The organism is Akkermansia sp. JRP_AM1, from assembly GCF_049262625.1.
In the GTDB taxonomy this organism is placed as follows: domain Bacteria; phylum Verrucomicrobiota; class Verrucomicrobiia; order Verrucomicrobiales; family Akkermansiaceae; genus Akkermansia; species Akkermansia massiliensis.
Genome location: NZ_CP118234.1, coordinates 915,723 through 938,745, shown reverse-complemented (window position 1 = coordinate 938,745; position 23,023 = coordinate 915,723). Strand labels below are relative to the sequence as shown.

Annotated in this window: 26 protein-coding genes and 2 pseudogenes; 11 read left to right on the top strand and 17 right to left on the bottom strand. The window is 57.5% G+C overall.

Features of this window, described 5'->3' with window-relative positions:
• Window position 1: 1 nt before the first annotated feature.
• The 3 genes and pseudogenes from phnW (at window position 2) to PVA48_RS04395 (ending at window position 4,497) form a co-directional block, all read left to right on the top strand.
• Entirely contained in the window at window positions 2-1,093 is a 1,092-nt protein-coding gene (gene phnW / locus PVA48_RS04405; RefSeq protein ID WP_102728616.1) for a 2-aminoethylphosphonate--pyruvate transaminase, read from the top strand.
• Window positions 1,094-1,147: 54 nt separating this feature from the next.
• Window positions 1,148-1,899, top strand: a pseudogene (locus PVA48_RS04400) (ABC transporter ATP-binding protein).
• Window positions 1,892-4,497, top strand: a pseudogene (locus PVA48_RS04395) (extracellular solute-binding protein). The pseudogenes PVA48_RS04400 and PVA48_RS04395 overlap by 8 nt, the downstream one beginning before the upstream one ends.
• Before the next feature lie 226 nt (window positions 4,498-4,723).
• Here PVA48_RS04395 and PVA48_RS04390 read toward each other — a convergent pair.
• Window positions 4,724-4,942: a hypothetical protein gene (locus tag PVA48_RS04390; protein ID WP_423232298.1), complete on the bottom strand. Its 219-nt coding sequence runs from the start codon at window positions 4,940-4,942 to the stop codon at window positions 4,724-4,726.
• A gap of 3 nt (window positions 4,943-4,945) precedes the next feature.
• Between PVA48_RS04390 and PVA48_RS04385 the strand changes: the two genes are divergently transcribed.
• The 5 genes from PVA48_RS04385 to PVA48_RS04365 all read left to right on the top strand — a co-directional run bounded on the left by PVA48_RS04385 (window position 4,946) and on the right by PVA48_RS04365 (window position 7,855).
• Window positions 4,946-5,164, top strand: coding sequence for a LytTR family transcriptional regulator DNA-binding domain-containing protein (locus tag PVA48_RS04385; protein ID WP_423232297.1), 219 nt, complete (start codon window positions 4,946-4,948; stop codon window positions 5,162-5,164).
• A gap of 146 nt (window positions 5,165-5,310) precedes the next feature.
• Complete coding sequence (locus tag PVA48_RS04380) at window positions 5,311-6,162, top strand: DUF2589 domain-containing protein (protein WP_022397889.1); 852 nt, start codon at window positions 5,311-5,313, stop codon at window positions 6,160-6,162.
• Window positions 6,163-6,197: 35 nt separating this feature from the next.
• Window positions 6,198-7,004 (top strand): hypothetical protein, encoded by an 807-nt coding sequence (locus PVA48_RS04375; RefSeq protein ID WP_423232296.1) that lies wholly within the window; start codon window positions 6,198-6,200, stop codon window positions 7,002-7,004.
• A gap of 10 nt (window positions 7,005-7,014) precedes the next feature.
• A complete protein-coding gene (locus tag PVA48_RS04370) occupies window positions 7,015-7,605 on the top strand; it encodes a DUF2589 domain-containing protein (RefSeq protein ID WP_102725786.1) in 591 nt (196 codons plus the stop codon).
• 19 nt (window positions 7,606-7,624) lie between these two features.
• Complete coding sequence (locus PVA48_RS04365; RefSeq protein ID WP_022397892.1) at window positions 7,625-7,855, top strand: hypothetical protein; 231 nt, start codon at window positions 7,625-7,627, stop codon at window positions 7,853-7,855.
• Between the two features lie 384 nt (window positions 7,856-8,239).
• Here the strand turns inward: PVA48_RS04365 and PVA48_RS04360 are convergent, their stop codons facing one another.
• From PVA48_RS04360 to PVA48_RS04290, 15 genes are all read right to left on the bottom strand, one after another.
• Complete coding sequence (locus PVA48_RS04360; protein WP_102728620.1) at window positions 8,240-8,560, bottom strand: DUF3820 family protein; 321 nt, start codon at window positions 8,558-8,560, stop codon at window positions 8,240-8,242.
• Window positions 8,557-8,970, bottom strand: coding sequence for an alpha/beta fold hydrolase (locus tag PVA48_RS04355; RefSeq protein WP_423232295.1), 414 nt, complete (start codon window positions 8,968-8,970; stop codon window positions 8,557-8,559). The genes PVA48_RS04360 and PVA48_RS04355 overlap by 4 nt, the downstream gene beginning before the upstream one ends.
• Window positions 8,880-9,260 (bottom strand): hypothetical protein, encoded by a 381-nt coding sequence (locus PVA48_RS04350; protein ID WP_423232294.1) that lies wholly within the window; start codon window positions 9,258-9,260, stop codon window positions 8,880-8,882. Before PVA48_RS04350 ends, PVA48_RS04355 begins: the two co-directional genes overlap by 91 nt.
• 15 nt (window positions 9,261-9,275) lie before the next feature.
• On the bottom strand, window positions 9,276-9,881 hold the full coding sequence (locus tag PVA48_RS04345) for a MarC family protein (RefSeq protein WP_102728622.1): 606 nt from the start codon (window positions 9,879-9,881) through the stop codon (window positions 9,276-9,278).
• Between the two features lie 273 nt (window positions 9,882-10,154).
• A complete protein-coding gene (locus PVA48_RS04340) occupies window positions 10,155-12,335 on the bottom strand; it encodes a hypothetical protein (protein WP_423232293.1) in 2,181 nt (726 codons plus the stop codon).
• A 270-nt stretch (window positions 12,336-12,605) separates the two neighbouring features.
• Window positions 12,606-13,148 (bottom strand): hypothetical protein, encoded by a 543-nt coding sequence (locus PVA48_RS04335; RefSeq protein ID WP_102729203.1) that lies wholly within the window; start codon window positions 13,146-13,148, stop codon window positions 12,606-12,608.
• The gene (locus PVA48_RS04330) at window positions 13,148-14,788 is read right to left on the bottom strand and encodes a PA14 domain-containing protein (RefSeq protein ID WP_423232292.1); all 1,641 of its coding nucleotides are present in this window, start codon (window positions 14,786-14,788) and stop codon (window positions 13,148-13,150) included. The genes PVA48_RS04335 and PVA48_RS04330 overlap by 1 nt, the downstream gene beginning before the upstream one ends.
• A 627-nt stretch (window positions 14,789-15,415) precedes the next feature.
• Complete coding sequence (locus tag PVA48_RS04325; RefSeq protein WP_423232291.1) at window positions 15,416-15,538, bottom strand: hypothetical protein; 123 nt, start codon at window positions 15,536-15,538, stop codon at window positions 15,416-15,418.
• 11 nt (window positions 15,539-15,549) lie between these two features.
• A complete protein-coding gene (locus PVA48_RS04320; protein ID WP_423232290.1) occupies window positions 15,550-15,822 on the bottom strand; it encodes a hypothetical protein in 273 nt (90 codons plus the stop codon).
• 67 nt (window positions 15,823-15,889) lie between these two features.
• Window positions 15,890-16,726, bottom strand: coding sequence for a GDSL-type esterase/lipase family protein (locus tag PVA48_RS04315; protein ID WP_309557353.1), 837 nt, complete (start codon window positions 16,724-16,726; stop codon window positions 15,890-15,892).
• Window positions 16,633-16,854, bottom strand: a complete 222-nt coding sequence (locus PVA48_RS04310; RefSeq protein WP_309557354.1) for a hypothetical protein — start codon at window positions 16,852-16,854, stop codon at window positions 16,633-16,635. Before PVA48_RS04310 ends, PVA48_RS04315 begins: the two co-directional genes overlap by 94 nt.
• Complete coding sequence (locus PVA48_RS04305) at window positions 16,851-17,909, bottom strand: hypothetical protein (RefSeq protein WP_102727652.1); 1,059 nt, start codon at window positions 17,907-17,909, stop codon at window positions 16,851-16,853. The genes PVA48_RS04310 and PVA48_RS04305 overlap by 4 nt, the downstream gene beginning before the upstream one ends.
• Complete coding sequence (locus PVA48_RS04300; RefSeq protein WP_102728626.1) at window positions 17,906-18,475, bottom strand: hypothetical protein; 570 nt, start codon at window positions 18,473-18,475, stop codon at window positions 17,906-17,908. The genes PVA48_RS04305 and PVA48_RS04300 overlap by 4 nt, the downstream gene beginning before the upstream one ends.
• 117 nt (window positions 18,476-18,592) lie before the next feature.
• Entirely contained in the window at window positions 18,593-18,865 is a 273-nt protein-coding gene (locus tag PVA48_RS04295; protein WP_423232289.1) for an Hsp33 family molecular chaperone HslO, read from the bottom strand.
• Window positions 18,859-19,365: a hypothetical protein gene (locus PVA48_RS04290; RefSeq protein ID WP_423232288.1), complete on the bottom strand. Its 507-nt coding sequence runs from the start codon at window positions 19,363-19,365 to the stop codon at window positions 18,859-18,861. The genes PVA48_RS04295 and PVA48_RS04290 overlap by 7 nt, the downstream gene beginning before the upstream one ends.
• Window positions 19,366-19,573: 208 nt before the next feature.
• Here PVA48_RS04290 and PVA48_RS04285 point away from each other — a divergent pair, with 208 nt between their 5' ends.
• The 3 genes from PVA48_RS04285 to PVA48_RS04275 all read left to right on the top strand — a co-directional run bounded on the left by PVA48_RS04285 (window position 19,574) and on the right by PVA48_RS04275 (window position 22,149).
• A complete protein-coding gene (locus PVA48_RS04285) occupies window positions 19,574-20,077 on the top strand; it encodes a peptidylprolyl isomerase (protein WP_022397903.1) in 504 nt (167 codons plus the stop codon).
• 79 nt (window positions 20,078-20,156) lie between these two features.
• Window positions 20,157-21,812 (top strand): ABC-F family ATP-binding cassette domain-containing protein, encoded by a 1,656-nt coding sequence (locus tag PVA48_RS04280; RefSeq protein WP_423232287.1) that lies wholly within the window; start codon window positions 20,157-20,159, stop codon window positions 21,810-21,812.
• Window positions 21,754-22,149 (top strand): ABC transporter C-terminal domain-containing protein, encoded by a 396-nt coding sequence (locus PVA48_RS04275; protein WP_423232286.1) that lies wholly within the window; start codon window positions 21,754-21,756, stop codon window positions 22,147-22,149. The genes PVA48_RS04280 and PVA48_RS04275 overlap by 59 nt, the downstream gene beginning before the upstream one ends.
• 94 nt (window positions 22,150-22,243) lie before the next feature.
• Here the strand turns inward: PVA48_RS04275 and PVA48_RS04270 are convergent, their stop codons facing one another.
• Window positions 22,244-22,894 carry a PEP-CTERM sorting domain-containing protein gene (locus tag PVA48_RS04270; protein WP_180971104.1) on the bottom strand — a complete coding sequence of 217 codons (651 nt, stop codon included), beginning with the start codon at window positions 22,892-22,894 and terminating at the stop codon, window positions 22,244-22,246.
• Between the last annotated feature and the right edge of the window lie 129 nt (window positions 22,895-23,023).

Sequence of the window (23,023 nt, the reverse complement as noted above, 5' to 3'; positions counted from 1 at the left end):
CATGAGAAATTACCTTCTTCTTACCCCCGGCCCGCTGAGCACTTCCGAATCCGTCCGCCAGGCCATGCTTCAGGACTGGTGCACCTGGGACAAGGATTACAACGAGGGCGTGGTCACCGTCATCCGGGAACAGCTTTTGAAGCTGGCGGGGCTGGACGGCGAATACACCACCGTTCTTTTACAGGGCAGCGGCACCTATGCCGTGGAAGCCACGCTGAGCTGCGCCGTCAGGCCGCAGGACAAGCTGCTGATCGTCGCCAACGGTGCGTACGGCAAGCGCATGGGGGACATCGCCCGCCGCCATGGCCTGAATCACGTCCTCGTTTCCCTGAAGGAGACGGCGCCCGTGACGCCGGAGGCCGTGCGGCGCGCGCTGGAGGAACACCCGGACATCACCCACCTGGCCATGGTGCACTGCGAGACCACCACCGGCATTCTGAATCCGGTGGAGGCCGTCGCCAGGGCGATCCGCGGTCGCGGCCTGACGTTCATCGTGGACGCCATGAGCAGCTTCGGCGGCATTCCCATTGACATCCGCAAGCTGGGAATCGACTTCCTGGTCAGCAGCGCGAACAAGTGCATCCAGGGCGTTCCGGGTTTCGGCTTCGTCATTGCCAGACGCTCCTTCCTGTCCCGGTGCGAGGGGGTCTCCCGCTCCCTGTCCCTGGATTTGTATGACCAGTGGGCGGAGATGGAGAAGGGCCATGGCAAGTGGCGCTTTACCTCTCCCACGCATGTGGTGCGCGCCTTCTTCCAGGCCGTGAAGGAGCTGGAAGATGAGGGCGGCGTGGAAGCGCGCCATGACCGGTACCGGGAAAACCATGCGGCGCTGGTGGAGGGGATGCGCCGGAGCGGGTTCCGGACCCTGCTGCCGGACGAACTCCAGTCCCCCATCATCACGTCCTTCCTGTACCCGGAGGAGGATTTTGATTTCCAGAAGTTTTATGAGGCCTTGAAGGAACGGGGATTCGTCATTTACCCCGGCAAGATTTCGGAAGCCCCTACCTTCCGCATCGGCAATATCGGGGACGTGTTCCCGGACGATTTCCGCCGCCTGGCGGAGGCCGTGGCGGATATCCGCCGGAACAAGTAGTTCCCTTCCCATCCATCAATGCCAGCGGGCCGCTGCGGCGGCCAGGAGGTTACCATGCTACAGTTGAAAAACATCAAGAAAGTCTATAACGGAGTTCCCATTCTGAACGGCATCAGCCTGGACATCGGGAAAGGGGAAATCGTCTCCATCCTGGGGCCGTCCGGCAGCGGAAAGACTACGCTGCTGAACGTCATCCTGGGGCTGGCGGAACTGGACGGCGGCCAGATCCTTTTTGACGGGGAGGACGTGAGCGGCACGCCCATGCAGCGGCGCGGCTTCAACATCGTGTTCCAGGATTATGCCCTGTTCCCCAACCTGAACGCCTATCGGAACATCACGTACGGCCTGAAGAACAAGCCGGGGGTCAGCTCCCCCGTGAGGTGCGGGAGCTGGTGGAGCTGCTGGGCCTGAGCGAACATCTGGACAAGCGCATCGACCAGCTTTCCGGCGGCCAGAAGCAGCGCGTGGCCCTGGCCCGCACGCTGGTGATGAAGCCCCGCATCCTGCTGTTGGACGAACCTCTGAGCGCCCTGGACGGCGTCATCAAGGAGTCCATCAAGTCCCGCATCAAGACGATTGCCCGGGAGTACAACCTGACCACAATCATTGTGACGCATGACCCGGAGGAGGCCCTTACCCTGTCCGACCGGGTGCTGATCCTGAACGAAGGAGGCATTTCCCAGTATTCCACGCCGCGGGAAATCATTTCCAGCCCCAGCAACAGCTTTGTGAAGCAGTTCATCCTGAACCAGCTGGAGATCAAGAGGAATAACATTCTTTCCCTCTTTGAGGGTTCCTATGCATAAAACCCAGATAGAAATCCGGGGCGTGTTCTGGGCGGTTGCCCTGGTGTTCTCCGTCTTCCTGGTCCTGCCCATGGCGCTGCTGCTGGGCAAGTCCTTCCTGGTAGGTGGGGAATCCGGCCTGGGGAATTATACGGCCATGCTGGCCAGCCCGGCATTCCTGGAATCCTTCCGGAACAGTTTTCTGATTTCCGGGATTTCCGCGGCGCTGACCACCGCGCTGGCCTTTTTCCTGGCGTATGCCGTGAACAATACGGGACTGCCGCCCTTGTTCCGCAAGTTCATCGCGGGAATGACGGTGGCGCCCATGTTCCTGCCCACCATCACGTACGGCTTCGTCATCATCTATTCCTTCGGCAGGGAAGGGCTGCTGACGCGGCTGCTGGGGTTCCAGGTGCTGGACATTTACGGGTTCCAGGGAATGCTGCTGGGCTACACCATTTACACGCTGCCGGTCGCCTTCCTGCTGATTAACAACACCTTCAAGTATGTAGACAAGAACTTCGTCATCGTTTCCAAGGTGATGGGGGACGGCCCCGTTCGCACCTTCCTGGGAACGGCCGTGAGGCCGCTGGTGGGTACGCTGGGGGCGGCGCTGATCCAGTCGTTCACGCTGAGTTTTACGGACTTCGGCATTCCCGCCTCCATCGGAGGCAGTTTTGACGTGGTGGCCATCCATTTGTACAATGAAATGCTGGGGGCCATCCCGAACTTCGGCGGCGGCGCGGCGGTCGCCGTTTCCATGCTGCTGCCGTCCATCATCAGCATCCTGCTGATCAATTACCTGGAACGGTACAATTTCCGGTACAACAGGATTTGCCGCCAGGACATCGTCAAAAGCCGCCTGAGGGACGCCGTGTGCGGCGCCGGGTCCCTGGCCGTCATCGGAACCATTGCGGCGGTTTTTGCGGTCATGTTCGTGGTGCCTTTCGTCAGAAACTGGCCTTATGAGGTGGAATTTTCCCTGGAACGCTTCATGCGCATCCTCTCTTCCCGCGGCCTGCTTTCCATTTACGGCAATTCCCTGTGGGTGGCGCTGCTGACCGCGCTGCTGGGCACCCTGCTTTCCTACGGCGCCGCGCTGGCATCCGCGCGCTCCGGGCTGGGGCGGGTGGCCCGCGGCGCGATTGATGGGATAGCCGTGGTGACCAACACCATTCCGGGCATGGTGCTCGGCCTGGCATTCCTGTTCGCCTTCACGGGAACCAGCCTGCAAAACACCTTCCTGATTCTGGTGCTCTGCAACGTGGTCCATTTCTTCACCACGCCCTACCTGATGGGCAAGAGCTCCTTGGAGAAAATGAACAAGGGCTGGGAGGCCACGGCCGCCCTGATGGGTGATTCCTGGCTGAAAACCCTGTGCCGGGTTGTGGTGCCCAATTCGCTGGGAACCGTGCTGGAAATGTTCAGCTATTATTTCATCAACAGCATGATCACGATCAGCGCCGTCATCTTCCTAGTGGGCGCCAGAACGGCCGTGCTGACCACCAAGATCAAGGAATTGCAGCATTACGCGCAGTTTGATTCCATCTTTGTGATGTCCCTCCTGATTCTGGCCACGAATATCCTGGTCCGGGTCATTCTGGGCGGCATTGTCGCCCGATGCACCAAAAAACAATAAAATACCGTCATGAAAAAACAGTCCACCATGATTGCCTGCGCGCTTGCCGTCGTTTCCGGAGTCCTTCTGTGCCTGGGCGGCTGCAATCAGAGCCCGGAGGTAGTGATTTACTCCAACGCGGACGAAGAATCCCGGCTAGCCATGCAGGACGCCCTGGACAGGGCCGGATTTTCCGGACAGTACATTTTTTCCTCCTTCAGCACCTCGGAGCTGGGCGGAAAGATCATGGCGGAGGGCAGCAACATTGAGGCGGACGTGATTACCGCCTCCACCTACTACCTGGAAAGCGCCCAGCAGGCCCACCGGATGTTCGCCCCCCTCTCCTTCACGTTCCATGCCCTGGAAAAGACGCCCGGTTTCTGCGCGCCCCTTACGGCGCAGGAAGGGGCCATTTTCATCAATACGAGGGCGCTTCAGGAGAACGGGCTGCCCCGGCCCGCCTCCCTGAAAGACCTTGCAAGCCCGGCGTACAAGGGATTCATCTCCATTCCCAATATCCGCAGTTCCTCCACGGCATGGCTGATGGTCCAGGCCCTGGTCAGCGCGTACGGGGAGCAGGAGGCGCGACGCCTGCTGCACAGCATTGTGGAGAACGCGGGGCCTCATCTGGAAAATTCCGGTTCCGGACCGCTGAAGAAGGTGCGCGCCGGGGAGGTGGCGATTGCCTTCGGCCTGCGCCACCAGGCCGTGGCGGACAGGAAGGCTGGGCTGCCCATTGATTACGTGGACCCGGCGGAAGGCAATTTCATGCTGACGGAGTCCGTCTGCGTGACGGACAAGGGCGCGGGGGGCAATCCCCTGGCGATGAAGATGGCGGAGACGCTTGTCCGGACCGCCCGCCCCGGCATCCTCAAGGTCTACCCCGTGCCGCTGTATGAGGGGAAAACTTTAGGGAGGATGCCAGATCGTCCAACGTGAAGGCCTTTCCCGAACCGCTGACGGTAGACTTGCTGAAAAGGCACCAGGCGCTGATGAATTAGGTTTTTCCCGGCAGAGACGGGTGCCATTCAGGCCGCGGAATACGGTTTCCGCGGCCTGAATGCGTTGGTAAGGCACGGTTTCCAATGGCCGTTCAGAAGAGATAAATTTGGTTTCAGAAGGTCATTTCTGCTGTTCATTGATGAATTTATTGAGTATTTAAAGTTTTTGCTATGATTTTTGAATGACCATTAAATTTATTAAAGTCACTAAAAAAGATAGGATTTGTTATGCCCCGGCGCCGGAACCGGTGGAGCACGGAGACAAGCTGGAAATCATGGAAATGAAGGATGACTCCCTTACGCCGCTGTTGGGGAGGCCCGCCGGATTTTCCCTGTCCAGAAACCCCATGGTGTTCGTCAAAATGAACGACGGGTTCCAGCGCATCCTGATGAAGCATATCCTGTATGTGGAGGCGGGGGAAGCTACTGCACGCTGCACGTGCACGGCATGTCGTCCATTCTGGTATCCGCCCCGCTGGCGCGGGTGGCCGAGCACCTGGACGGGGAATATTTCATCCGCGTGCACCGTTCCTATCTGGTTAATAAATTACACATAGAGTCCATTGCGGGTAATTTCCTTCAGGTGGGGAATGTTTCCATCCCCGTCAGCAAGTTCATGAAAAAGAAAGTGCTGGGAAGCCTGAACATGCTGTCGTTTTCCAAATAGACCCCGGCCATGGCCGCCGGCGCCGCGGGAAAGCGGAACAGTTCTTCCGGACAGGCGGGATGGAAAAAGCGCCGGAATGACCCCATGATCACAACGTCGCCAAAAGGCGGCACCTCATATTAACCTCAACCAGAAAATAAAATAATATGGCAATTGACAAATCAGCAGCAGATGTGGCGACCTCCTCCCTCAAGTCGCTGCCTTTCGGCAACATCATCGGCGGTCCCCTGGTCGCCTGCGTGGAAGCCCAGGCCCAGGCGGCCCGGACCTCCTGGGAATTCATCCAAAATGTGGGTCTGTACACGGAAGGAGAAGAGAAGAAGACGGTGAATGTCTCCTTCCAGTTCATCAAGGACGGCCACATGGCCCAGATTACGGTTCCCCTTCTGACCATCGTCCCCATCCCCTACATCGCCATCAACTCCATTGACATCAACTTCAAGGCGAATATCAGCGCTTCCGCCGCCAGTACGGAGACGGAGAATTCCTCCAGCTCCGTAGATACCAGTGTTTCCGCCTCTGCAAGATGCTTCTGGGCGCGCGGCAGCATGAACGCCAGCTATTCCAGCAAGAAGGACTCCTCCGCCACGAAGGACTCCAAGTACAGCGTGGAGTACACGATGGACGTGGCCGTTCATGCCGGACAGGACAGCATGCCCGCCGGGATGGCCAAGGTGCTGGAAATGCTGAACAACAGCATTTCCGTGGTATCTCCCACCGGTTCCCTGGAGGTTCAGCATGCCATCCAGGACGATGGAAGCGTGAAGCTGATGACCTCCTACAAGAACAAGGAAGGCCTGTTTGAGCCGGATGCCATCACTCTCCGGATAGGGGACGCCACGGACCCGTTTGATAACGGTGCGGGGAATGAAGCCAAGATTGTGAAAACGGATTCCGGCAAGGAATACACGATTTCCAAGGAAGACGCCAGGAACTGCACGGTGAGCGCCGGAGAGCTCAAGAGGAAGGTGGCCGTGGCCGCTACGCCTGCACAATAACCGGAGCATAACGATTTCTCTTCCATCCCAGAGCCATGTCTCGTCTGAATCTGATTGTCGAATCCCTGCTTAGGGACATTATCGAAGCGCAGCACGCGGCGAACTGCCATGCGGCGGGGCTGGCGCGCCAGTACGGGAAGCACGGCGGTGTGCGTGGCTTCCAGCTTCCCAGCGCCCAGATAGGGTCCCTGGAATTCGATTTGAAGTATGCGGTGACGGGAACCTCCGGGGTGGAGGAGAGGCAGGTGCTGGATGCGGAGCAGTGCAGCCTGTTCCAGCAGGAACTGGCGGAGCGGGTGCCTGCGTATGCCATCCGTTCCATTGTGATGGCCGTGGTGCACTCCAATCTCCCGGCGGATGAGGCGAGAAGTGATTTTTCCTCCCTGCTTGCCAGGGAGGAACAGTGGAAAAGGAATTTCTGCCTCTACCTGGGGAAGAAGATCACTGCGGCTGTTTCCGGCCATGAGGGGGCCCTCCTGCGGGCGGACTCCGGACTGGACAAGGGATTGCTGGCGGAGCTTCTGGCGGATGTGGCGGAGAAGGAATTCATGGACAATCCCAATCTGGCCGACCTGTTCCAGGGTGCCCAGGGGGACGCCCTCAGGCAGGAGTGCCGCACGAACCTCCGGGAAGGCCTCTCCTCCTTCATTGACGTGCTTGCGGAAAAGTATGCGTTCACCCGGCAGGTAAGCAATGTGGTGGTGGACGTGGAGGTGGAGACGGAGAAGCTCAAAAAGATGCCGGAGAACTCCATCCAGACGCTTCACCTCAACATCGCGCCCGCCGCCGTTCCCGCCGTCCTGGCGGAGCAGAATGACGTTTCCGGACTGGCCGCACAATAGTGATATTATTATGAGTGATTCTACAAACAACAAGGTGAACGGGCACATCATGAGCCTGCAGCAGTTGATCTCGGCCCCGCTGGTCGCGACGATTGATGCGGACGCGATGTCCACGGAACGCTACATGAAGCATTTCATGTCCCTGGCTTTCGAGTCCTACAATCCTGCGGACGGTTCCACGGGGGCGCTGAGGCTCATCAGCTTCAATTTTACGGACAGCGACGCTTCCGGCGGCGCGGAGAAGAAAGTCAGCGTGCCGCTCATCAGCCTGGTGACGCTGCCGCTGCTGCAAATCAAGCAGGCGGACTTTGACTTTGACATCAACATCATTGACGCGGTCGCCTCCGCTCCGGATGAACGCTTTTCCCTGAACAAGGGCGAGGTGGATTCCTCCGCCGGAAAGGGGCAGGATGACGGCCTGAACTTCCGCGCTTCCCTGGCGCCCCAGTCCGGGAGGGGTTCCTCCTCTTCCTCCCTACAGGCGAACATGAAAATCCATGTCACCATGCAGCAGGCGGACATGCCTTCCGGCCTGTCCCAATTCCTCCAGCTGACCTCCAGGCCGCATTATGAAGATTCTCCCTCCCAGGAGAAAAAATAACTAATTGAAAGAAAAAAACATGGACCAGAAAACCACTTATTCCTACCAGCGCACTCCGGGGCTTGACTGCCCCAAATGCGGAGTGTATTTCCCCACGACCATTCCGGACCTGTTGTCCGGCGGCATTGAATGCCCCCACTGCGGGCTGAAGCTTTCCATTGACCGGAAGGCTTCCGACCACGCCATGCAGGCCCTGGAAAAGTTCCAGGCCACCATTAACAAGCAACTCCCCGCCGCCTCCCTGTCATGAAGAGACTATTGATCATGCTGTCCGCCGTGCTCTGCATGGCTCTGCCCCCTCTTTCCCGGGCGGAGATGCAGCAGCGGGAACCGCGCCAGCTGGCCGCCGCATGGCAGGAGGTGAAGAAGCAAATTTCAGGCGACGGCCAGTCCATCCGTGTGAGGGACGGCGCCAGGGCGCTTGAACTGCTGGAAGAGCTGGGCGTTTTCTCCGTTCCGGAGGATGGCGTGAAGCTGTCCCGCGGCAGCCTGACCATTACCGTCACGCGCGGGAAGAAGGAGGACCGGGTGTTTTATGTGCTGGCCGTCACGGAAGAGGACGGGACAAGGCGGGAAGTGAAGCTCGTTCCCCCTCCTGATGACGCGGGAAGAATGCGTTCCTTCCGGGGGAAGGTTATTCGCTCTCAAAATCCCACACGCGGCGGCGGGCGTTTTTCTTCGTCCGTCCGCCGTTGGCCTTGCGGAAGGGGTCAAAAAGAGGATCCAGCCCGTTACCTTTCAGCAGCAGGCACTGTTCCATCAGGCAGCCAAGTTTTCCCTTGGGAAAGCCCTTGGCCTGGAACCACGCCAGGTATTCCTGGGGCACGTCCATCAGCGGGCACCCCTTGGGCGGGTACTTGGCCGGGCCGTACATGCCGAAGGGGACGTGGGTCTGCGCGATTTCCTCCACCAGTTTTCTCAAATCTTCCGCGTCCGGTATTTTGGGATCGTTCATGGGTTTTGCAGGATGAATTGTTGAAGGCTTTCCGCCAGCCGCGCCGGAGCTTCCAGGGGGAGGCGGTGGCCGGCGCGGGGAATGATGACGGCTTGTTCCCCCGCCGCCCGGCGGGCCAGGGCAGTGAATTTGGGATCACGCTCCCCGGCTATCCATAACTGGGGAACAGGGGACTGGTTCAGGAGCGGGGCCAGGTTTTTCTGGGCGCCCACGGACCAGTCGATGAAAGCGCGGGAGATGGATTTGCGCCACGGTTTCAGGGAAGAACGGTCCGGAGGCGGCGGGCCGCCTTCAAATACGCCCTGCGCGTCCCATTCCTTCAAAAAATCCTCCCATGGCGCGGAGAGGCACTTGACGGCCCATTCTGCGTCCTTCGCGCGCCGGGCCGCTTTTGCCGTTTCATCCTCCATGCCGGGATTGGCGCTGACGAATACGGCGCCTTTCCAGAGGGGGGATGGGCCAGAACGGCCTGCATGGCCAGCCTGCCTCCCAGGGAATAACCGCAGAGCCAGGGGTGCTTGTCCTGGGCGGCTATTTCAGAGCACAGCACGCGCCCCATGTCCTTCAGGCTCTTGGGGCAGCATTCCAGGTACTTCCAGAGGTTCAGGGCGCGGGCTTCCACTCCCCCGGCGCGCAGGACTTCCATGACGGGTTTCCAGTCCGCCGGAGAGCCCAGGTTACCGTGCAGGAGCCAAAGCATGGTCGGCGCGCCTTCCTATTTCACGCCGTACCCGGCGAGTCCGTTCATAAACATCTGGACGGAAATCATGATGAGCACCATGCCCATCATACGTTCCAGGGCGATCGTCCCTTTTTCCCCCAGCAGGCGCAGGAACTTCTGCGCGATGAAAAGCACCAGTCCGGAGAGGAACCAGGCAGTCACGATGGCGCCGGCATAGGTCATCTGGGAGATGCTGTCCGGGCTCTGGGAGGCGTGCAGCATGATGATGGCCAGGGAGGAGGGGCCGGCCATCAGGGGCATGGCGATGGGAACGATGAAAGGCTCGTCCTGTCCGGTCGTGCGTCCGGCGGAAGAGAGCATGTCCTTGGCGGGAAAGACCATGCCCAGCGCCACGAGGAACAGCAGGATGCCCCCGGAAATATTCAGGGTGGACGGTTCCAGCCCCAGCAGGTCCAGCAGGAATTTCCCGGAGAAGAAGAACAGGAGCAGCAGGCTCAGGGCAAACACAAGCTCCCGCATCAGAATGGCCTTCTGCTGGGCGGCCGAATATTTCTTCAGCATTCCCTGAATCATCGGGGCCAGTCCCACGGGATCAATGACGATGAACAGGAGAATAACGGTGGAAAGGAAGTCCTGCATGGAGTAAGCCCGTTGTAAACGATACGGGCGTGCACGTCAAAGGGAACCGTCGGCAGCGGAAATTTTCCCCGTCCGGATGGCCGTTTTCTCCACCAGTTCCGGAAATGGGTTTTTATATCTGGAAAGCGATTTGAGGGACTTTGGGAGGCTTTGCGCAGGAGACCATGGGATTTTTAGGAGAGGTAATAAGTGTTCTAGAATGACGGTGTACAAGTCGAGCATGTGCCCGAAATGGATTGTATAAGCTACTTCCGGCATCAGGAGGCAGTATTTTTACCGCCTCCAAGGCGATTGATCAACCAAAGAAAAATCTGCCCTCCCTACATATTTTCTCCGAACACCCCGTTCTCCGAATCCGTCCCAGAAGTTTACTTCCAACTCGTATCTCTTGTCATTGCGGAGTAAGTCGAGATATGTCAATAATAAATAGGCATTTTGGATAGGCACTTCATGTTTCTCTCCGGGTTCCAGAGTAATGAAGTGTATGGAGTTCGCTCTACGTTCTATCAGATATGGGGCTCCATACCAAGCTATGGCTTTTTCCATCTTTTTCCCGTTTCCCAGTTTTAAGTAGATATATATGGAAATATTCGGGCCATTATCCTTGAGGGGATAGAAGTCGTCAAAAAGGCGAACCGTCTTTTCGCCCTTGTTCGTGAACACCAGCTTGAAGTCCGGGAAAGCCTCTCTCGCGTCAAACCGGGTTTTTTCCATCACAACGGAGCATTCCACTCCGTTGTCAGCCGTATCCCCCATGCCGCTGCATGGAGGGACAGGCAAACCAAAATTCCTAAATACCGGAAGATTTTTTTCATCACAGCGAGAGTTTGGCCGTCGCCCGGAGAGTCCCCAGGAAACAATCCTTACCCTGCTGATTATAGTAGCGCGTTTCGAGTTCACAAGAACATTGTTTCCAATCTTCCAGCTCGACTTCATCGAGGAACACCGGAATCGTGACGCTGTATTCCTGGCCGGGGAAAGCTTCCGGTAGTTCAAGGGACGGTTGAAGGTGATTTTTCCCGTTTCAGCATTCAGGATGCGGACGTTCCCTTGTTCGCTCCTCAACACCGTCAGGAAGAAATAATCAGCCGTTTCGTCGTTGATTTCATCGGGAATGCGGACAGGCTCATTTCCTTCGTTGCGGAAGCACAGCGTAATCCTGCCTTCCGCGAACCGGGAAGTATCCGCAATGGAGAGCTTCAGGGGGGACGGTTCCTCCGCAACGGCCATGCTGCGGGTTTCCCCTTCGCTGACCGGAGGCATGAAACAGGGCGGCTCAATAGCTCCCGGTTCCGTGATTTGATCGGGTACGTTGCTCCATCCATTGGCTTTCGCCTGTTGTATGACTTGGCGGGTAGCTTCATTCAGAGCTTGTTGTCCGGCACAGTAGGGACGGTCATTGGCATCGTCTGGTAATCCTCTGACATAATTATCAACTTCAAACCAGAAGCGCTCCGTCCAAGTGTTGGCATATTCTTGCGCGAATTGGATGACAGTATCCATGTCGGGGACATTCTCAATATTAAAAGTCTTTTCTTCAATTTTTTCTTGAATCTTCATGTGCTTCCAGAAAAACTTGCCTGCATCTTCGTATTGTCGGCAATGGTGATTCTCATGAGCCGAGGAAGCCTCCTTTGTATGCCATGCTCCTACCCCTGGACGAGATTGATAGCCGTTCATTGAGTTAACTGCTGTAATGGCTTCTGCTTCGGTCTTGGGAGGGTTAAGCGTAGCGTCCCTGTAACCTCCAGTGCGTATAACAACGTCAGCACCCCCAGAAACAGCGACAACACGCGTCCTCCAAAGTTTGGCCGCCTCATCCTTGCAAACCGTTACTACGGTAGAGGGTTTAGTTCCTCGTGTTGTGCAGGCGTTATCTTCATCAAGATAGGTAGTTTTCGGTTTTTTAAATTCATATTCGACTTCCTTGGATTCTTCGCATTTGATGTCGGATTCCCTTTCAATCGTCCACAGCTTGATTTTGGGAGAAGGCGAAAATTCACGCTTCATCGTGGAATCTCCTTCATATTTCCCTTCCTGAATCGGTTCCTTGTCCATCGTGACGTTGAACGCGATCGCGTTGTTGCTGGTAGGATCATAGGCGTTGTTGGTCCACGACAAGGCAACCTTGTAATAACCAGCTTTCAAATATCTGGAAGCCGTTTTGATATTCAGCTTGCCGTTGGGTTTATCTCCCTTCTTTTCGCAAAGCTTATCACCAGTTATTGTAATACTGCCGGAGTCGTCGGCCTCTACGCCGAAGTAATACAGGCCGTCTTCTTCGACCTTGATGAACATTTCCGGAGCACCGGGACAAGTGGCGTGTTCACACGCCGACCCGTCAAAGTTGAACGTCATCGCATCGACTCCGAGCTTCTGAGGGATGAGAGCCTGGTACCCGTCGCAGATGACCTTCGGGCCAACAGCCTTGTTTAGAGGAATATAGTTATTCATTTTCCTGATCGTTTTTTGTTTCTGAACCAAACGTTTAGTTCACCGGGAATCATGAAGAGTTCCTGGGCCAGCAACAACACGCCTCAGACGTGATAAGAAGACGAACTTCGACCGCCTTCACGAAAAGACTGCCAAATGAATATTCTCTGATCTATGCCAGAAACCACCCCGGTTCAATCCGAAGGTTTTTACAGAACAAAATGGATGCTTTGACAATCGATTCAAGGAAGAAAAAACAGGAAGCAATCCGAAGAGAGAATTGCAAATGCTCTACCGATTCCAGGGCGATTGATCGACCACGGAGAAATTTTCTCTCCCTACATACTTCCTCCAAATACCGGGATCTCCATACCCATCCCGAAAGATTACTTCCAACTCATAGTTCTCACCATTGCGAAGACGGCGTAAAGGCCCAAAATAGTGCATCAACAGATAAGCATCCTTAATGAGCACTTCATGCTTTTCTCCGGGCTTCAGCGTAATAAAATTCAAGAAACGTCCTCGTTCAATGCAATAATGAGGGTAATATGCTGCTACCTTTTTCCTTTTCTCTTTTCCCAGTTCCGAAAAAATCTCTATGGAAATATGCGGCCCGTCATCCTTCAGGGGATAGAAGTCGTCGAACAGGCGAACGGTCTTTTCGCCCTTGTTCGTGAACACCAGCTTGAAGTCCGGGAAAGCCGCCCTCGCGTCAAACTCGGTCTTTTCCATCACCACGGAACATTCAATCCCGTTGTCGGCCATGTCCCCCCATGCCGCTGCATGGAGGGGCAGGCAAACCAAAATTCCTAAATACCGGAAGATTTTTTTCATCACAGCGAGAGTTTGGCCGTCGCCCGGAGAGTCCCCAGGAAACAATCCTTACCCTGCTGATTATAGTAGCGCGTTTCGAGTTCACAAGAACATTGTTTCCAATCTTCCAGCCCGACTTCATCGAGGAACACCGGAATCGTGACGCTGTATTCCTGGCCGGGGGCAAGCTTCCGGTAGTTCAAGGGCCGCTGGAAGGTCATGGTACCGATTTCCCTGTTCAGAACGCGCATTTTCCCCTGTTCCGTTCTCAACAACGTCACGAAAAAGAAATTGGACGTTTCGTCGTTGATTTCGTCCGGAATCCGGACAGGCTCATTTCCTTCGTTGCGGAAGCACAGCGTAATCCTGCCTTCCGCGAACCGGGAAGTATCCGCAATGGAGAGCTTCAGGGGGGACGGTTCCTCCGCAACGGCCATGCTGCGGGTTTCCCCTTCGCTGACCGGAGGCATGAAACAGGGCGGCTCAATCGTACCGGGCTTTGTGATGAACCTGGGTACATTGTTCCACCCCATCGCGTCGGCCAGACGGATGACATGGGCGGTTGCTTCGTTCAGGACTTCCTGTCCGGCGCAATAGGGCCTGTCATTGGCCTGATCCGGCAACGCCAGAACATAGGCCGACGTTTCTGTCCAAAGGTCCAACGCCATTTCATTGGCAAGCGATTGCATGAATTTGACGGCTTCATCCATGTCCGGTTCTTCGTCGCAGGAGAGAGTCTCCTTTTCAAGCATTTCCTGTATTTTGGATTCCTTCCAATAGAACTTGTAGGCATCCTCCCATTGACGGCGGTGATGTTCTTCATGGGCTAGGGAAGCTTGCGGCGTGTGCCATGTGCCCACTCTTCCTCGTGCCTGGTAGCCGTTCATTTCGTTGACAGCCTCAATAGCCTCTTCCTCGTCGAGAGGAGGATTAAAATAGGGGTCAATGTAGCTTCCCTGATACACCTTTAGTTCGGCTCCGGCAGAAACGGAAACAACACGGCACTTCCATACGTTTTCCGCTTCATCTTTGCAAACCGTCACGCAAATCTTAGGTCTCATGCCCTTTACATTGCAGTCAGCATGCCCTTCCAAATAGACGGGTTCCGGACTTTCAAATTCCAGCTCCACTTTCTTGGACGGTTCACAGGTAATGTTGGATTCCTTTTCAATCGTCCACAGCTTGATTTTGGGAGAAGGTGAGAATTCCCGCCTCATCGTCGAGTTGCCTTCATACTTCCCTGCCTGAATGGGTTCCTTGTCCATCGTCACATTGAATGCGGCTGCATTGTTGCTGACGGGATCGTAGGCATTATTCTCGTAAGACAGGGCCACCTTGTAATAACCAGCTTTCAGGAACCTGGAATCGGTTTCAATATTCAGCTTGCCGTTGGGCTGCGTCCCATCCTTTTTTATAGCTTGCTCACCGGCAATCGTAAGGCTGCCCGTATCGTCGGCCTCTACGCCGAAATAATACAGGCCGTCTTCTTCGACCTTGATGAACATTTCCGGAGCACCGGGACAAGTGGCGTGCTCGCACGCCGACCCGTCAAAGTTGAACGTTATCGCATCGACTCCGAGCTTCTGAGGGATGAGAGCCTGGTACCCGTCGCAGATGACCTTCGGGCCGACTGCCTTGTTTAGAGGAATATAGTTATTCATTTTCCTGATCGTTTCTTGTTTCCGAACTAAACGTTTAGTTCTACGATGAACATGGCAAATTCCAGGGAAGGCAACAACAATCCTCATGCGGGATAAGAGTCGATTCCTGGAAGAATCGGCCGTCTTTGGATATCTGCCGTATCATCCGGACAGAACGCCCGAAAGAAAGGGAAAAATCTTTGGCCGTCTCATATGAAAAATTGGCGTATGCCATTCATTACCAGCTAATACAGTTGTTGCAGTTGGATGTATTTCTTCGCAAATAGGTTAATTGGTGCAGCAGCTACCGGGCCTGATAGCTGCGCCCTTCCTGCCGGATAAATCCCCTATTCCGGATGGCCGTTTTCTTCGCCAGTTCCGGGGTTTGGAAACTCTGCCTTCCGTTCCGGATGGAGACTAGCAAGACGGGGGGAAGGCACAGCCATGGCCGGAAGAGAAAAGGCTTTATAACAGTGGGGGCCGGGGCAGCGCGGCGTTCCTACGGTTCCGGTGTCCGGTGTTCCCGTTTGCGGAGAAAACCGGTTTTCAGGAAGGCGGATTCGGGACGGGGAGGAAAGAAATCCGGTTTGCCCGGCGAAGAGTTTCCGCTCCCTGGGCCGGGAACGAAGAATGCTTCCGTTTCCGGAGTTACAGAAGGAGGTCCTGGATGTTGTCCGAGGAGATGACGCCCGTTTCCGTGGAGGACAGCACGCAGAGAGCGTCCACCAGGTTTTCCTGGCCCAGAGCCAGACCGGCTTCTTCCACCAGCACATCGTCAATGTTCAGGGTGGCGATGGAGAGGGGGGCGTTTGCGGAGCAGAGGGTTCCATCAGGGCTGCAATGCCGATGACGGCAGCCACCAGGGCCGCCGCCGCGGCGCCCCAGATGCGGAAGGAGTTCCGCTTGAAGTGGTGGATGGATTCCGCCGGAACGGCGGTGGCGTGTTCTTCCCCGGCAATACGCATCATGACCCTGCGGGCAAAATCATCCCCCGGCGCAGGCTGGGAGGCATGGCCCAGAATCTGCCAGAGTTTTGTATCGTCCTGTTCGTTCATTATGGTGTTTCTGCTGAGGTTTCCATGAATAAAAACACCGGAAAGCGGGTCCGGTTTCTTGGCGGAGTCATTTTTTCCGTTCCGCCGCCTGCCTGATGACGGGGGCCAGCACGGCGGCGATGCGCTCATAGCCGGCCGCGGAGGGATGCAGCCCGTCGCTGGAGAGTTTTTCCGGAACGTGTCCTGCGGCGTCCGCCATGACGCGGCCCGGTTCCGTGTACAGGAAGCCCTGTTCTGCGGCCAGACGGTTCAGGAGGAGATTGATGGCGGCAATGCGTTCCGCGGTATCTTTACGGGCGCTGTTGCGCGGGTAGAAGCCCTGGAGGATGATGACGGCCTTTTTCAGCCTTCCGGTAATTTCCCCGCAGACGGCGCGGATGCCCTGGAGTATTTCCCCGTCCGTGTTTTCCGCGAGGTTGTTCGTGCCGAGGAGCACCACGCAGACGGCATCGTCCGCCGCTCCGTCCAGTTCGCCGTGGCGGAGCCGCCACAGGGCGTTTTCCACCCGGTCATAGCCGAAGCCCAGATTGACCGCCCTCATTCCCTCCGTGCACAGGCTCCAGGTTTCCGGAGATTTCTGGAGGATGTCCCGGTGCGGTTCGTCCACGGGAGGCCCTCCCCAGAAATGCGTGATGGAGTCTCCGATGAAGAGGAGGTCCGGATGCGTTTTCCTCACCGCGCGGCAAGCGGCTTCGTGCCGGGCCGCCCAGTCGTAAATCATGAAGTCCCTGTTCTGGGTGCAGGGAATCAGCGTGGAAGGAACGGGCTGGGCGGGAGGAGCTCCGGGCATGATGAAGGTTTCCGGGGCCGTCAGACCGCGCTTCCCCTGGAACAGGCGGAAGCGGATGCGCGTGCCGGGCGGGGCCTGCACCGGAGCCAGGTAGCGGCCCTGCGTGCAGAGCATGCGGGGGAAGTCGCATTAACGTCCATCCGGATGACGGCTCCCGCAGGGGCGTTCACCATGGTGAGTTCCAGTTCTCCCGCGCCGTTCAGGGCGGCGCGGATGCCGGGGGTTGGAGATGGTTCTGTCATGAGACGTCGCGCATGTGCTGGCGCATCTGCCTGCGGCCGATGGAGTCCGGTCCACGGCCGTCCTGCATGCAGTAGTTTACGGGACGGCTCTGGGAGGCGCCGTGCGGAGCGCCCAGGCGCTTGTCCGGTTCCGACGGCAGCAAACGCACCACTCTTTTGTTTTTCCAGACCAGCCAGAGCGCCACTACGGCCACCAGTGCGGAGGCGTGCAGGATGATGCCGGCCACATTGGCCAGGGCAAAGGACATCCAGGCCTTCATCATGGCGTGCAGATGGGATTCACGCGCTTCCTCCGGCTCCTGGATGGTGATGTTGGCTTCCGGGATGCTGGCGGGGTTGTCCGGGTCCAGCGCGGGCAGGGAAGGCTTGGGGGCGGAGGCCATGTCCGCCTCTGTCCTCCGCGCCAGGGAAATCATGGCTTCAACAAGCTCGTCCTGCGGGTTGGTGAACCGGGAGGCGTCCTGCTTCACCTGGTACAGGAGGTCCCGCCGCCCCGCATCCCCGAGCTGGGCGCTCAACTCCGGATCCAGCGCGATCTGGGCGCTTTTAATGTCCCCCATGTGGAAGTGGAGGAGCAGGTTCCGTTCCTTGTTTTTGAATATCTGGCGGGCGATTGTGGGGGCGTTGACGGAAGGGGGGACTTTCTGCCCGGCCGCGAAGATGCTGACGAACAGGTTGACGTTGTAACGGGATTTGATGAGCTTGATGAGTTCAATGACGTCATTGCTCTCCACTTCCGTGAGAAGCTTCTGGGGGTCGATCAGGCCCGTGGAGGTGCGGATGTAGTCCGGAAGGAAGTATTCGTTGACGTCCGTGAAATCCTCCGGAACAGGGTCCACAGCGGGGGAGTCTGCATTGGCGGAGGGTTCCGGGACGGAGGCGGAAGGGGCCACAGCCGCATCCACAGGGGGCAGAAGGGGTGCGTTGGCTTCCCACCAGGTGCCCTTCATCAGGGATTGCTGGTCACGGGCGTTCCATTTAAGGGCGGGGAGTTCCTGCGCCGGGGCCACGCACATGGCCGCCGCCAGCATGAAGGGGAACAGCAGGAATCTCATAGGCCGCCTCCTTTCCGGTTTGCGGGGGGAGGGGGCGTCAACCCGTAGCGCATGGGGTGCCTGACCTTGGAGCGCGCCTTCCGGGCCACGAGCTGGACGGCGTCTTTCATGATAGAGCCCACGGCCTGGAGCAGCATGCTTTCCCGCAGGGGGATGCGGGCCTTCATGATGGATTTGTTGATCAGGTCCGGCTCTACGTAGGGATCCAGTTCATACCCCCACATGAAGCAGGCCGTGTCCGTCCGCACGTCCAGTACCAGAATCAGGAGCCACTGGGGGTCCAGCGGGCCCTGGTGGCTGGGGAAGCCGGCTTCGTCCACCGTCAGGTGGTTCATCACCCAGAAGCTGTGGGGAATGAGGGAAAAGGGCTCCAGAATGTTGGGGAAATAGACGGAAAGGAGGACGGGGGGAATGCGGCGCTCCAGTTTTTCCAGCAGGGCGTTCAGCTTTACGCGGTCCTGCTGCCGCAGGGCGCCGGCGTTGTCGCATACGCGGCGGTAGGGGATGGAGTCCCTGCCGTATTTCTTGTCCAGGTTTTCCAGGGAAAAGCCGCAGTGAGGGCACAATGATTCCGCCCCGCGGTGGAAATTATGTAAACACTTCGGACAAGTCGGCACGGGGAAAGTTTAAGCACGAAATTCGTTGCCGAAAAGGCTAATTGTCAGAAAGAAATCATGTATGTCTCAATCTTCCAGATTTTCTTTCGTCACTCGGTAAATGGCGGCGCACCTGGGGCAGGTGACTTCCAGCGCCTCTTCCCCCTGGAACAGGTCTTCCTCCCTTTCCTGAAGCGCCTTGAGCGTCGGCAGGATGCGGTCCAGCGTGCAGCCGCAGTAAAAGCGGAACCGGCGCGTTTCCAGTACTCGGGTATCTTCATCCTCTTCCAGATGGGCCATTTTTTCCCGGGTTAGGGAATTCAGCCATTCTTCATCCGCGTCCGGCTGGGCCGTTACCATGGTGTAGCATTCATCCGGCAGTTCAATGCAGCGCGCGTTTCTCTGTTCGCTCTGCTTGTAAATTCCTCCACCCACCGGGCGGGGGAGGTTCCCGGAATGGGGACGACGGAGTACCGCGGTTCAAAGCCCTTGCGGAGCAGGGTGGAGTACAGCGTGTTTTCCTCAGGCTCCTTGATGTCCTGCGTGAAGATGCGCCCCACTACGGATTCCGTCAGGGAGGAGCCCGTAACGAACAGGTTGGCTACGGCGGGCGTTCTGAGGTTGACCGTCCAGGCGTGCTGTTCCGCCCAGGGCCGCGCGACCATGTAGAGGGTGAAGTAGGCCATCAGCTCTTTCAGCAGGCTGTCGTAGGGTTCCTCGTTACGCAGGCCGTACTGCATGAGATGAAGGTAGTAGTCTGTGAACAGGGGAGAGAATTTCGCCTTCAGCGCCAGGCAGTTGCGCCCACGGACAAAGATGGATTCAACCGTAACGAATTCTTCTACCAATTCTTCGCTCATATCATTCAAATTCGGCCCTTTCCGGTAGAAAATCAACCGTTCCTCCTGTCATTAGGGCCCGTCATGACAGGTAGGCGCCGCGGGGGCGGCCTCCTTGCCCGGCATGGAAAAGGAGGAAAAGAGGCCGGCGGAGAAATGGGGGCGCAGGCCCGGCGGCAGCACGCAATACAGTCTTTACCATGCCTTTCCGCGCGTTTAACATGCACCCATGGCAACTGACAAGAATATCACCATCCACACTTCCAAGGGCGACATCAAGCTGACGGTATTCGCTTCCAAGACGCCCGTGACGGCGGCTTCCTTTCTGAACCTGGCTTCCAGGGGCTTCTATGACGGCCTCAAGTTCCACCGCGTGATTCCGAATTTCATGATCCAGGGCGGCGACCCCACCGGCACGGGCATGGGAGGCCCCGGCTACCGTTTTGAGGACGAGTGCCGCCCGGACCTCAAGCATGACGGCCCCGGCGTGCTTTCCATGGCGAACGCGGGCCCCGGCACCAACGGTTCCCAGTTCTTCATCACGCATGTACCTACCGACTGGCTGAACGGCAAGCACACCGTCTTCGGCAAGGTGACGGAAGGCCAGGACGTGGTGGATTCCATCGGGCAGGGGGATACCATTTCCGGTATCACGATTGAAGATGGCGCGGATGATCTGTTCACGGAGCAGGCCGACCGCATCGCCGCGTGGAACAAGGTTCTGGACAAATAAGCTTATCCGGCTTTTCCTGGCGGCGGAACAGGCGATGCAACGCCGCGTTCCGCCGCCTTCCTCTCTACTCATTCGGTACATGGTTCTGGCCGTTCAAAATCTGCGCGTGCAGTACGGCGCGCGCGTCCTGTTCAATGATCTTTCCTTCACGGTGGAGGATGGGGAAAGAATTGCCCTGGCGGGGCATAACGGCGCGGGCAAGTCCACGCTGATGAAGTGCATGGCCGGCCTGAATGAGCCGGATTCCGGCTCCATCATCAAGTCCAGGCACTCCCAGGTGGGCTATCTGCCCCAGGAGGGCATCCATGTCCGCGGGCGCAGGCTGATTGACGAGGCCATGTCCGCCTTTGCGGACCTGATGGACCTCCAGGAGCGCATTGACGCCCTGACGCAGGAGATGGAGAAACTGGACCCCCGTTCCGCCGCCTATTCCGAAGTGCTCAACGAGATCGGGGAACTGGAGCTGGTGCTGCACGCCCATGATTCCGCCCGGCTGCGCCCCCGCACGGAGTCCATCCTGCGCGGCCTGGGGTTCAAGGACCGGGACTTTGACCGGGACTGCGGGGAATTTTCCGGCGGCTGGCAGATGCGCATTGCGCTGGCCAAGCTGCTGCTCCGGGAACCGGAAGTGCTGCTGCTGGACGAACCCACGAACCACCTGGACATTCAATCCCAGCGGTGGATGGAACAGTACCTGCGCACCTACCGGGGGGCCATCATCCTCATTTCCCACGACGTCGCGCTGCTGGATTCCCTGGTTTCCCGAACGATTGCCTTTTACCACGGGCGCGCGGAGGAGTACGCGGGCAATTTTTCCTATTTCCTGAAGGAAAGCGTGCTGCGGAAGGAGATTCTGCTGCGCCAGAAAAAGGCCCAGGAACGGGAAATCGCCAAGACGAAGGAGTTCATCGACCGGTTCCGCTACAAGGCTACCAAGGCCTCCCTGGTGCAGTCCCGCATCAAGCAGTTGGAGAAGGTGGAGCTGATTGAGGTGGAGGAGGATGACGCCGTGATGAATTTTCATTTTCCCACCCCGCCTGCCGGCGCGCATTCCGTGGTCAGGCTGGAAAAGGTTTCCAAGCGGTACGGCTCCATTTCCGTCTTTGAGGATGTGGATTTTGAAATCGTAAAGGGGGACCGCATCGCCATTGTGGGGGTGAACGGAGCGGGCAAGTCCACGTTTTCCCGCCTCATTTCCGGCGGGGAGGAGCCCAGCTCCGGGAGCGTGACGATGGGGCGCCACACGCAGATCGCTTTTTTCTCCCAGACGCATGCCGATGACCTGGACCCGGAAAAAACGGTCCTGGAATGCGTGGAGGCGGCCGCTACGCGGGAATCCGCGCCCATGGTGCGGAACCTGCTGGGCTGCTTCCTGTTCCGGGGGGACGACGTGCACAAGCGCGTGGGCGTGCTCTCCGGGGGAACGCTTCCGCGTGGCGCTGGTGTGCATGCTGCTGCATCCGGCCAATTTCCTGATTCTGGACGAGCCGACGAACCACCTGGACATCCAGTCCCAGCAGGTGCTTCAGCAGGCGCTGTCCGAATATCCGGGTTCCTACTGCATCGTTTCCCACAACCGCAGCTTCCTGGACCCCATTGTGACGAAGGTGCTGGAATTCGTGCCGGGAGAGAAACCGCGCGTTTACATAGGCAACGTTTCCGATTATCTGGAGAAGGTGGAGCGGGACCAGGCTCTGGCTTCCTCCGCTGCGTCTGCCGTCTCCGGAGCGGCTGACCCGGGAGCCGGGGCGGACCGCAAGGCGCGCAGGCGCATGGAGGCGGAAATCCGCCAGAAAAAGGCGCGCCTGCTCCGTCCCCTCCAGGAAAAACTGGAACAGTTGGAAGCGGAGATAGCGCGTCTGGAAACGGAAAAGACGGAGATCGCCTCCCAGTTGGAACGTCCGGAGGTGGCGGCTGATACGGAGGCCGTCATGGAGCTCACCACCCGGTTCCAGCAGGCGGACCGCCAGTTGGAAACCTGTTTTACGCAGTGGGCCGATCTTTCAGAAAAGATTGAAGAGACGGAAGCCCGTATTGAAGAAGAGGCGGAAAGAAACGTTTCCGGAAATTGAGCGGATTTTTATTTAAAAAAACAGGACCGTTTCCCGGTGGGGGACGGTCCTGTTTTAGTAAAGGAATAAAGCAGAGATTAAATGATGCTCCCGCTTATACGCGGCGGCGCAGGAGCAGGGCGGCCAGTCCGAGCAGTCCGAGGGAGGCTGTGGCCGGTTCCGGCACTGCGTCCCCGTGGAGGGCCAGTTGGGAAAGCCCCAGGAAGGTGCCCCCGGTGTTGGGTGCCTTGGCGTTCACGGTGAGGGTAAAGGTTTCTCCCGCCTTGACCGTGACCGGGGTATTGAAGGAGGCTTGCTGGATGTCCGCTGTCGGCGTGCCGTTCTTGTCGGCCTGGACGCGTTCGAAGCTCAGATCAGCCGTGGCAGAGGAATCTCCGGCGGCCAGCGTGACGGTAGCGGTTCCCGTTTTGGAATCTGTGTTTCCGTGCCGTGTTCCGGTACCGGTGACGAATTGGAAGCCCAGGTTCAGGGAAGAGATGATGATGTCCTGCGTAGCCGTGAAGGAAAAGGTAACGGTCCATCCGGCGTTGTTATTCTGCATTTGGACATTGGGGACAAGGAGGTCCGCGGCCAAATTGCCGGAAAGGGATGTGGAAGGATTGGTGAGCGAGACGGAAGCGCCGTCCAGAAAGTCACTGTCCACATTGATGGCGGTCTGGCGGAACTGGGTTTCATACAATGTCGTTGCCGCCTGTACCCCGGAAATGCACAGTAAAAAAGCTGGGATGGAAAGGAGCTTTTTCATGCGCGCCATACTAGCGGATTAGATATCCGGTAACGGAGAAGGGAAAATGGAAGTGAATGATGGAACACATCCTCAATGATTCATGAATACGGAACTTCATTGCATCTTGAACGTATTTCTGATTATTCC

Bases quoted from the DNA above. Each gene is read 5' to 3' on its own strand.
- phnW (WP_102728616.1), top strand. From the start codon at position 2: ATGAGAAATTACCTTCTTCTTACCCCCGGCCCGCTGAGCACTTCCGAA.
- PVA48_RS04385 (WP_423232297.1), top strand. From the start codon at position 4,946: ATGTCGTCCATTCTGGTATCCGCCCCGCTGGCGCGGGTGGCCGAGCAC.
- PVA48_RS04380 (WP_022397889.1), top strand. From the start codon at position 5,311: ATGGCAATTGACAAATCAGCAGCAGATGTGGCGACCTCCTCCCTCAAG.
- PVA48_RS04375 (WP_423232296.1), top strand. From the start codon at position 6,198: ATGTCTCGTCTGAATCTGATTGTCGAATCCCTGCTTAGGGACATTATC.
- PVA48_RS04370 (WP_102725786.1), top strand. From the start codon at position 7,015: ATGAGTGATTCTACAAACAACAAGGTGAACGGGCACATCATGAGCCTG.
- PVA48_RS04365 (WP_022397892.1), top strand. From the start codon at position 7,625: ATGGACCAGAAAACCACTTATTCCTACCAGCGCACTCCGGGGCTTGAC.
- PVA48_RS04360 (WP_102728620.1), bottom strand. From the start codon at position 8,560: ATGAACGATCCCAAAATACCGGACGCGGAAGATTTGAGAAAACTGGTG.
- PVA48_RS04355 (WP_423232295.1), bottom strand. From the start codon at position 8,970: ATGGAGGATGAAACGGCAAAAGCGGCCCGGCGCGCGAAGGACGCAGAA.
- PVA48_RS04350 (WP_423232294.1), bottom strand. From the start codon at position 9,260: ATGCTTTGGCTCCTGCACGGTAACCTGGGCTCTCCGGCGGACTGGAAA.
- PVA48_RS04345 (WP_102728622.1), bottom strand. From the start codon at position 9,881: ATGCAGGACTTCCTTTCCACCGTTATTCTCCTGTTCATCGTCATTGAT.
- PVA48_RS04340 (WP_423232293.1), bottom strand. From the start codon at position 12,335: ATGAATAACTATATTCCTCTAAACAAGGCTGTTGGCCCGAAGGTCATC.
- PVA48_RS04335 (WP_102729203.1), bottom strand. From the start codon at position 13,148: ATGAAAAAAATCTTCCGGTATTTAGGAATTTTGGTTTGCCTGCCCCTC.
- PVA48_RS04330 (WP_423232292.1), bottom strand. From the start codon at position 14,788: ATGAATAACTATATTCCTCTAAACAAGGCAGTCGGCCCGAAGGTCATC.
- PVA48_RS04320 (WP_423232290.1), bottom strand. From the start codon at position 15,822: ATGAACGAACAGGACGATACAAAACTCTGGCAGATTCTGGGCCATGCC.
- PVA48_RS04315 (WP_309557353.1), bottom strand. From the start codon at position 16,726: ATGCTCTGCACGCAGGGCCGCTACCTGGCTCCGGTGCAGGCCCCGCCC.
- PVA48_RS04310 (WP_309557354.1), bottom strand. From the start codon at position 16,854: ATGACAGAACCATCTCCAACCCCCGGCATCCGCGCCGCCCTGAACGGC.
- PVA48_RS04305 (WP_102727652.1), bottom strand. From the start codon at position 17,909: ATGAGATTCCTGCTGTTCCCCTTCATGCTGGCGGCGGCCATGTGCGTG.
- PVA48_RS04295 (WP_423232289.1), bottom strand. From the start codon at position 18,865: ATGGTAACGGCCCAGCCGGACGCGGATGAAGAATGGCTGAATTCCCTA.
- PVA48_RS04290 (WP_423232288.1), bottom strand. From the start codon at position 19,365: ATGAGCGAAGAATTGGTAGAAGAATTCGTTACGGTTGAATCCATCTTT.
- PVA48_RS04285 (WP_022397903.1), top strand. From the start codon at position 19,574: ATGGCAACTGACAAGAATATCACCATCCACACTTCCAAGGGCGACATC.
- PVA48_RS04280 (WP_423232287.1), top strand. From the start codon at position 20,157: ATGGTTCTGGCCGTTCAAAATCTGCGCGTGCAGTACGGCGCGCGCGTC.
- PVA48_RS04270 (WP_180971104.1), bottom strand. From the start codon at position 22,894: ATGAAAAAGCTCCTTTCCATCCCAGCTTTTTTACTGTGCATTTCCGGG.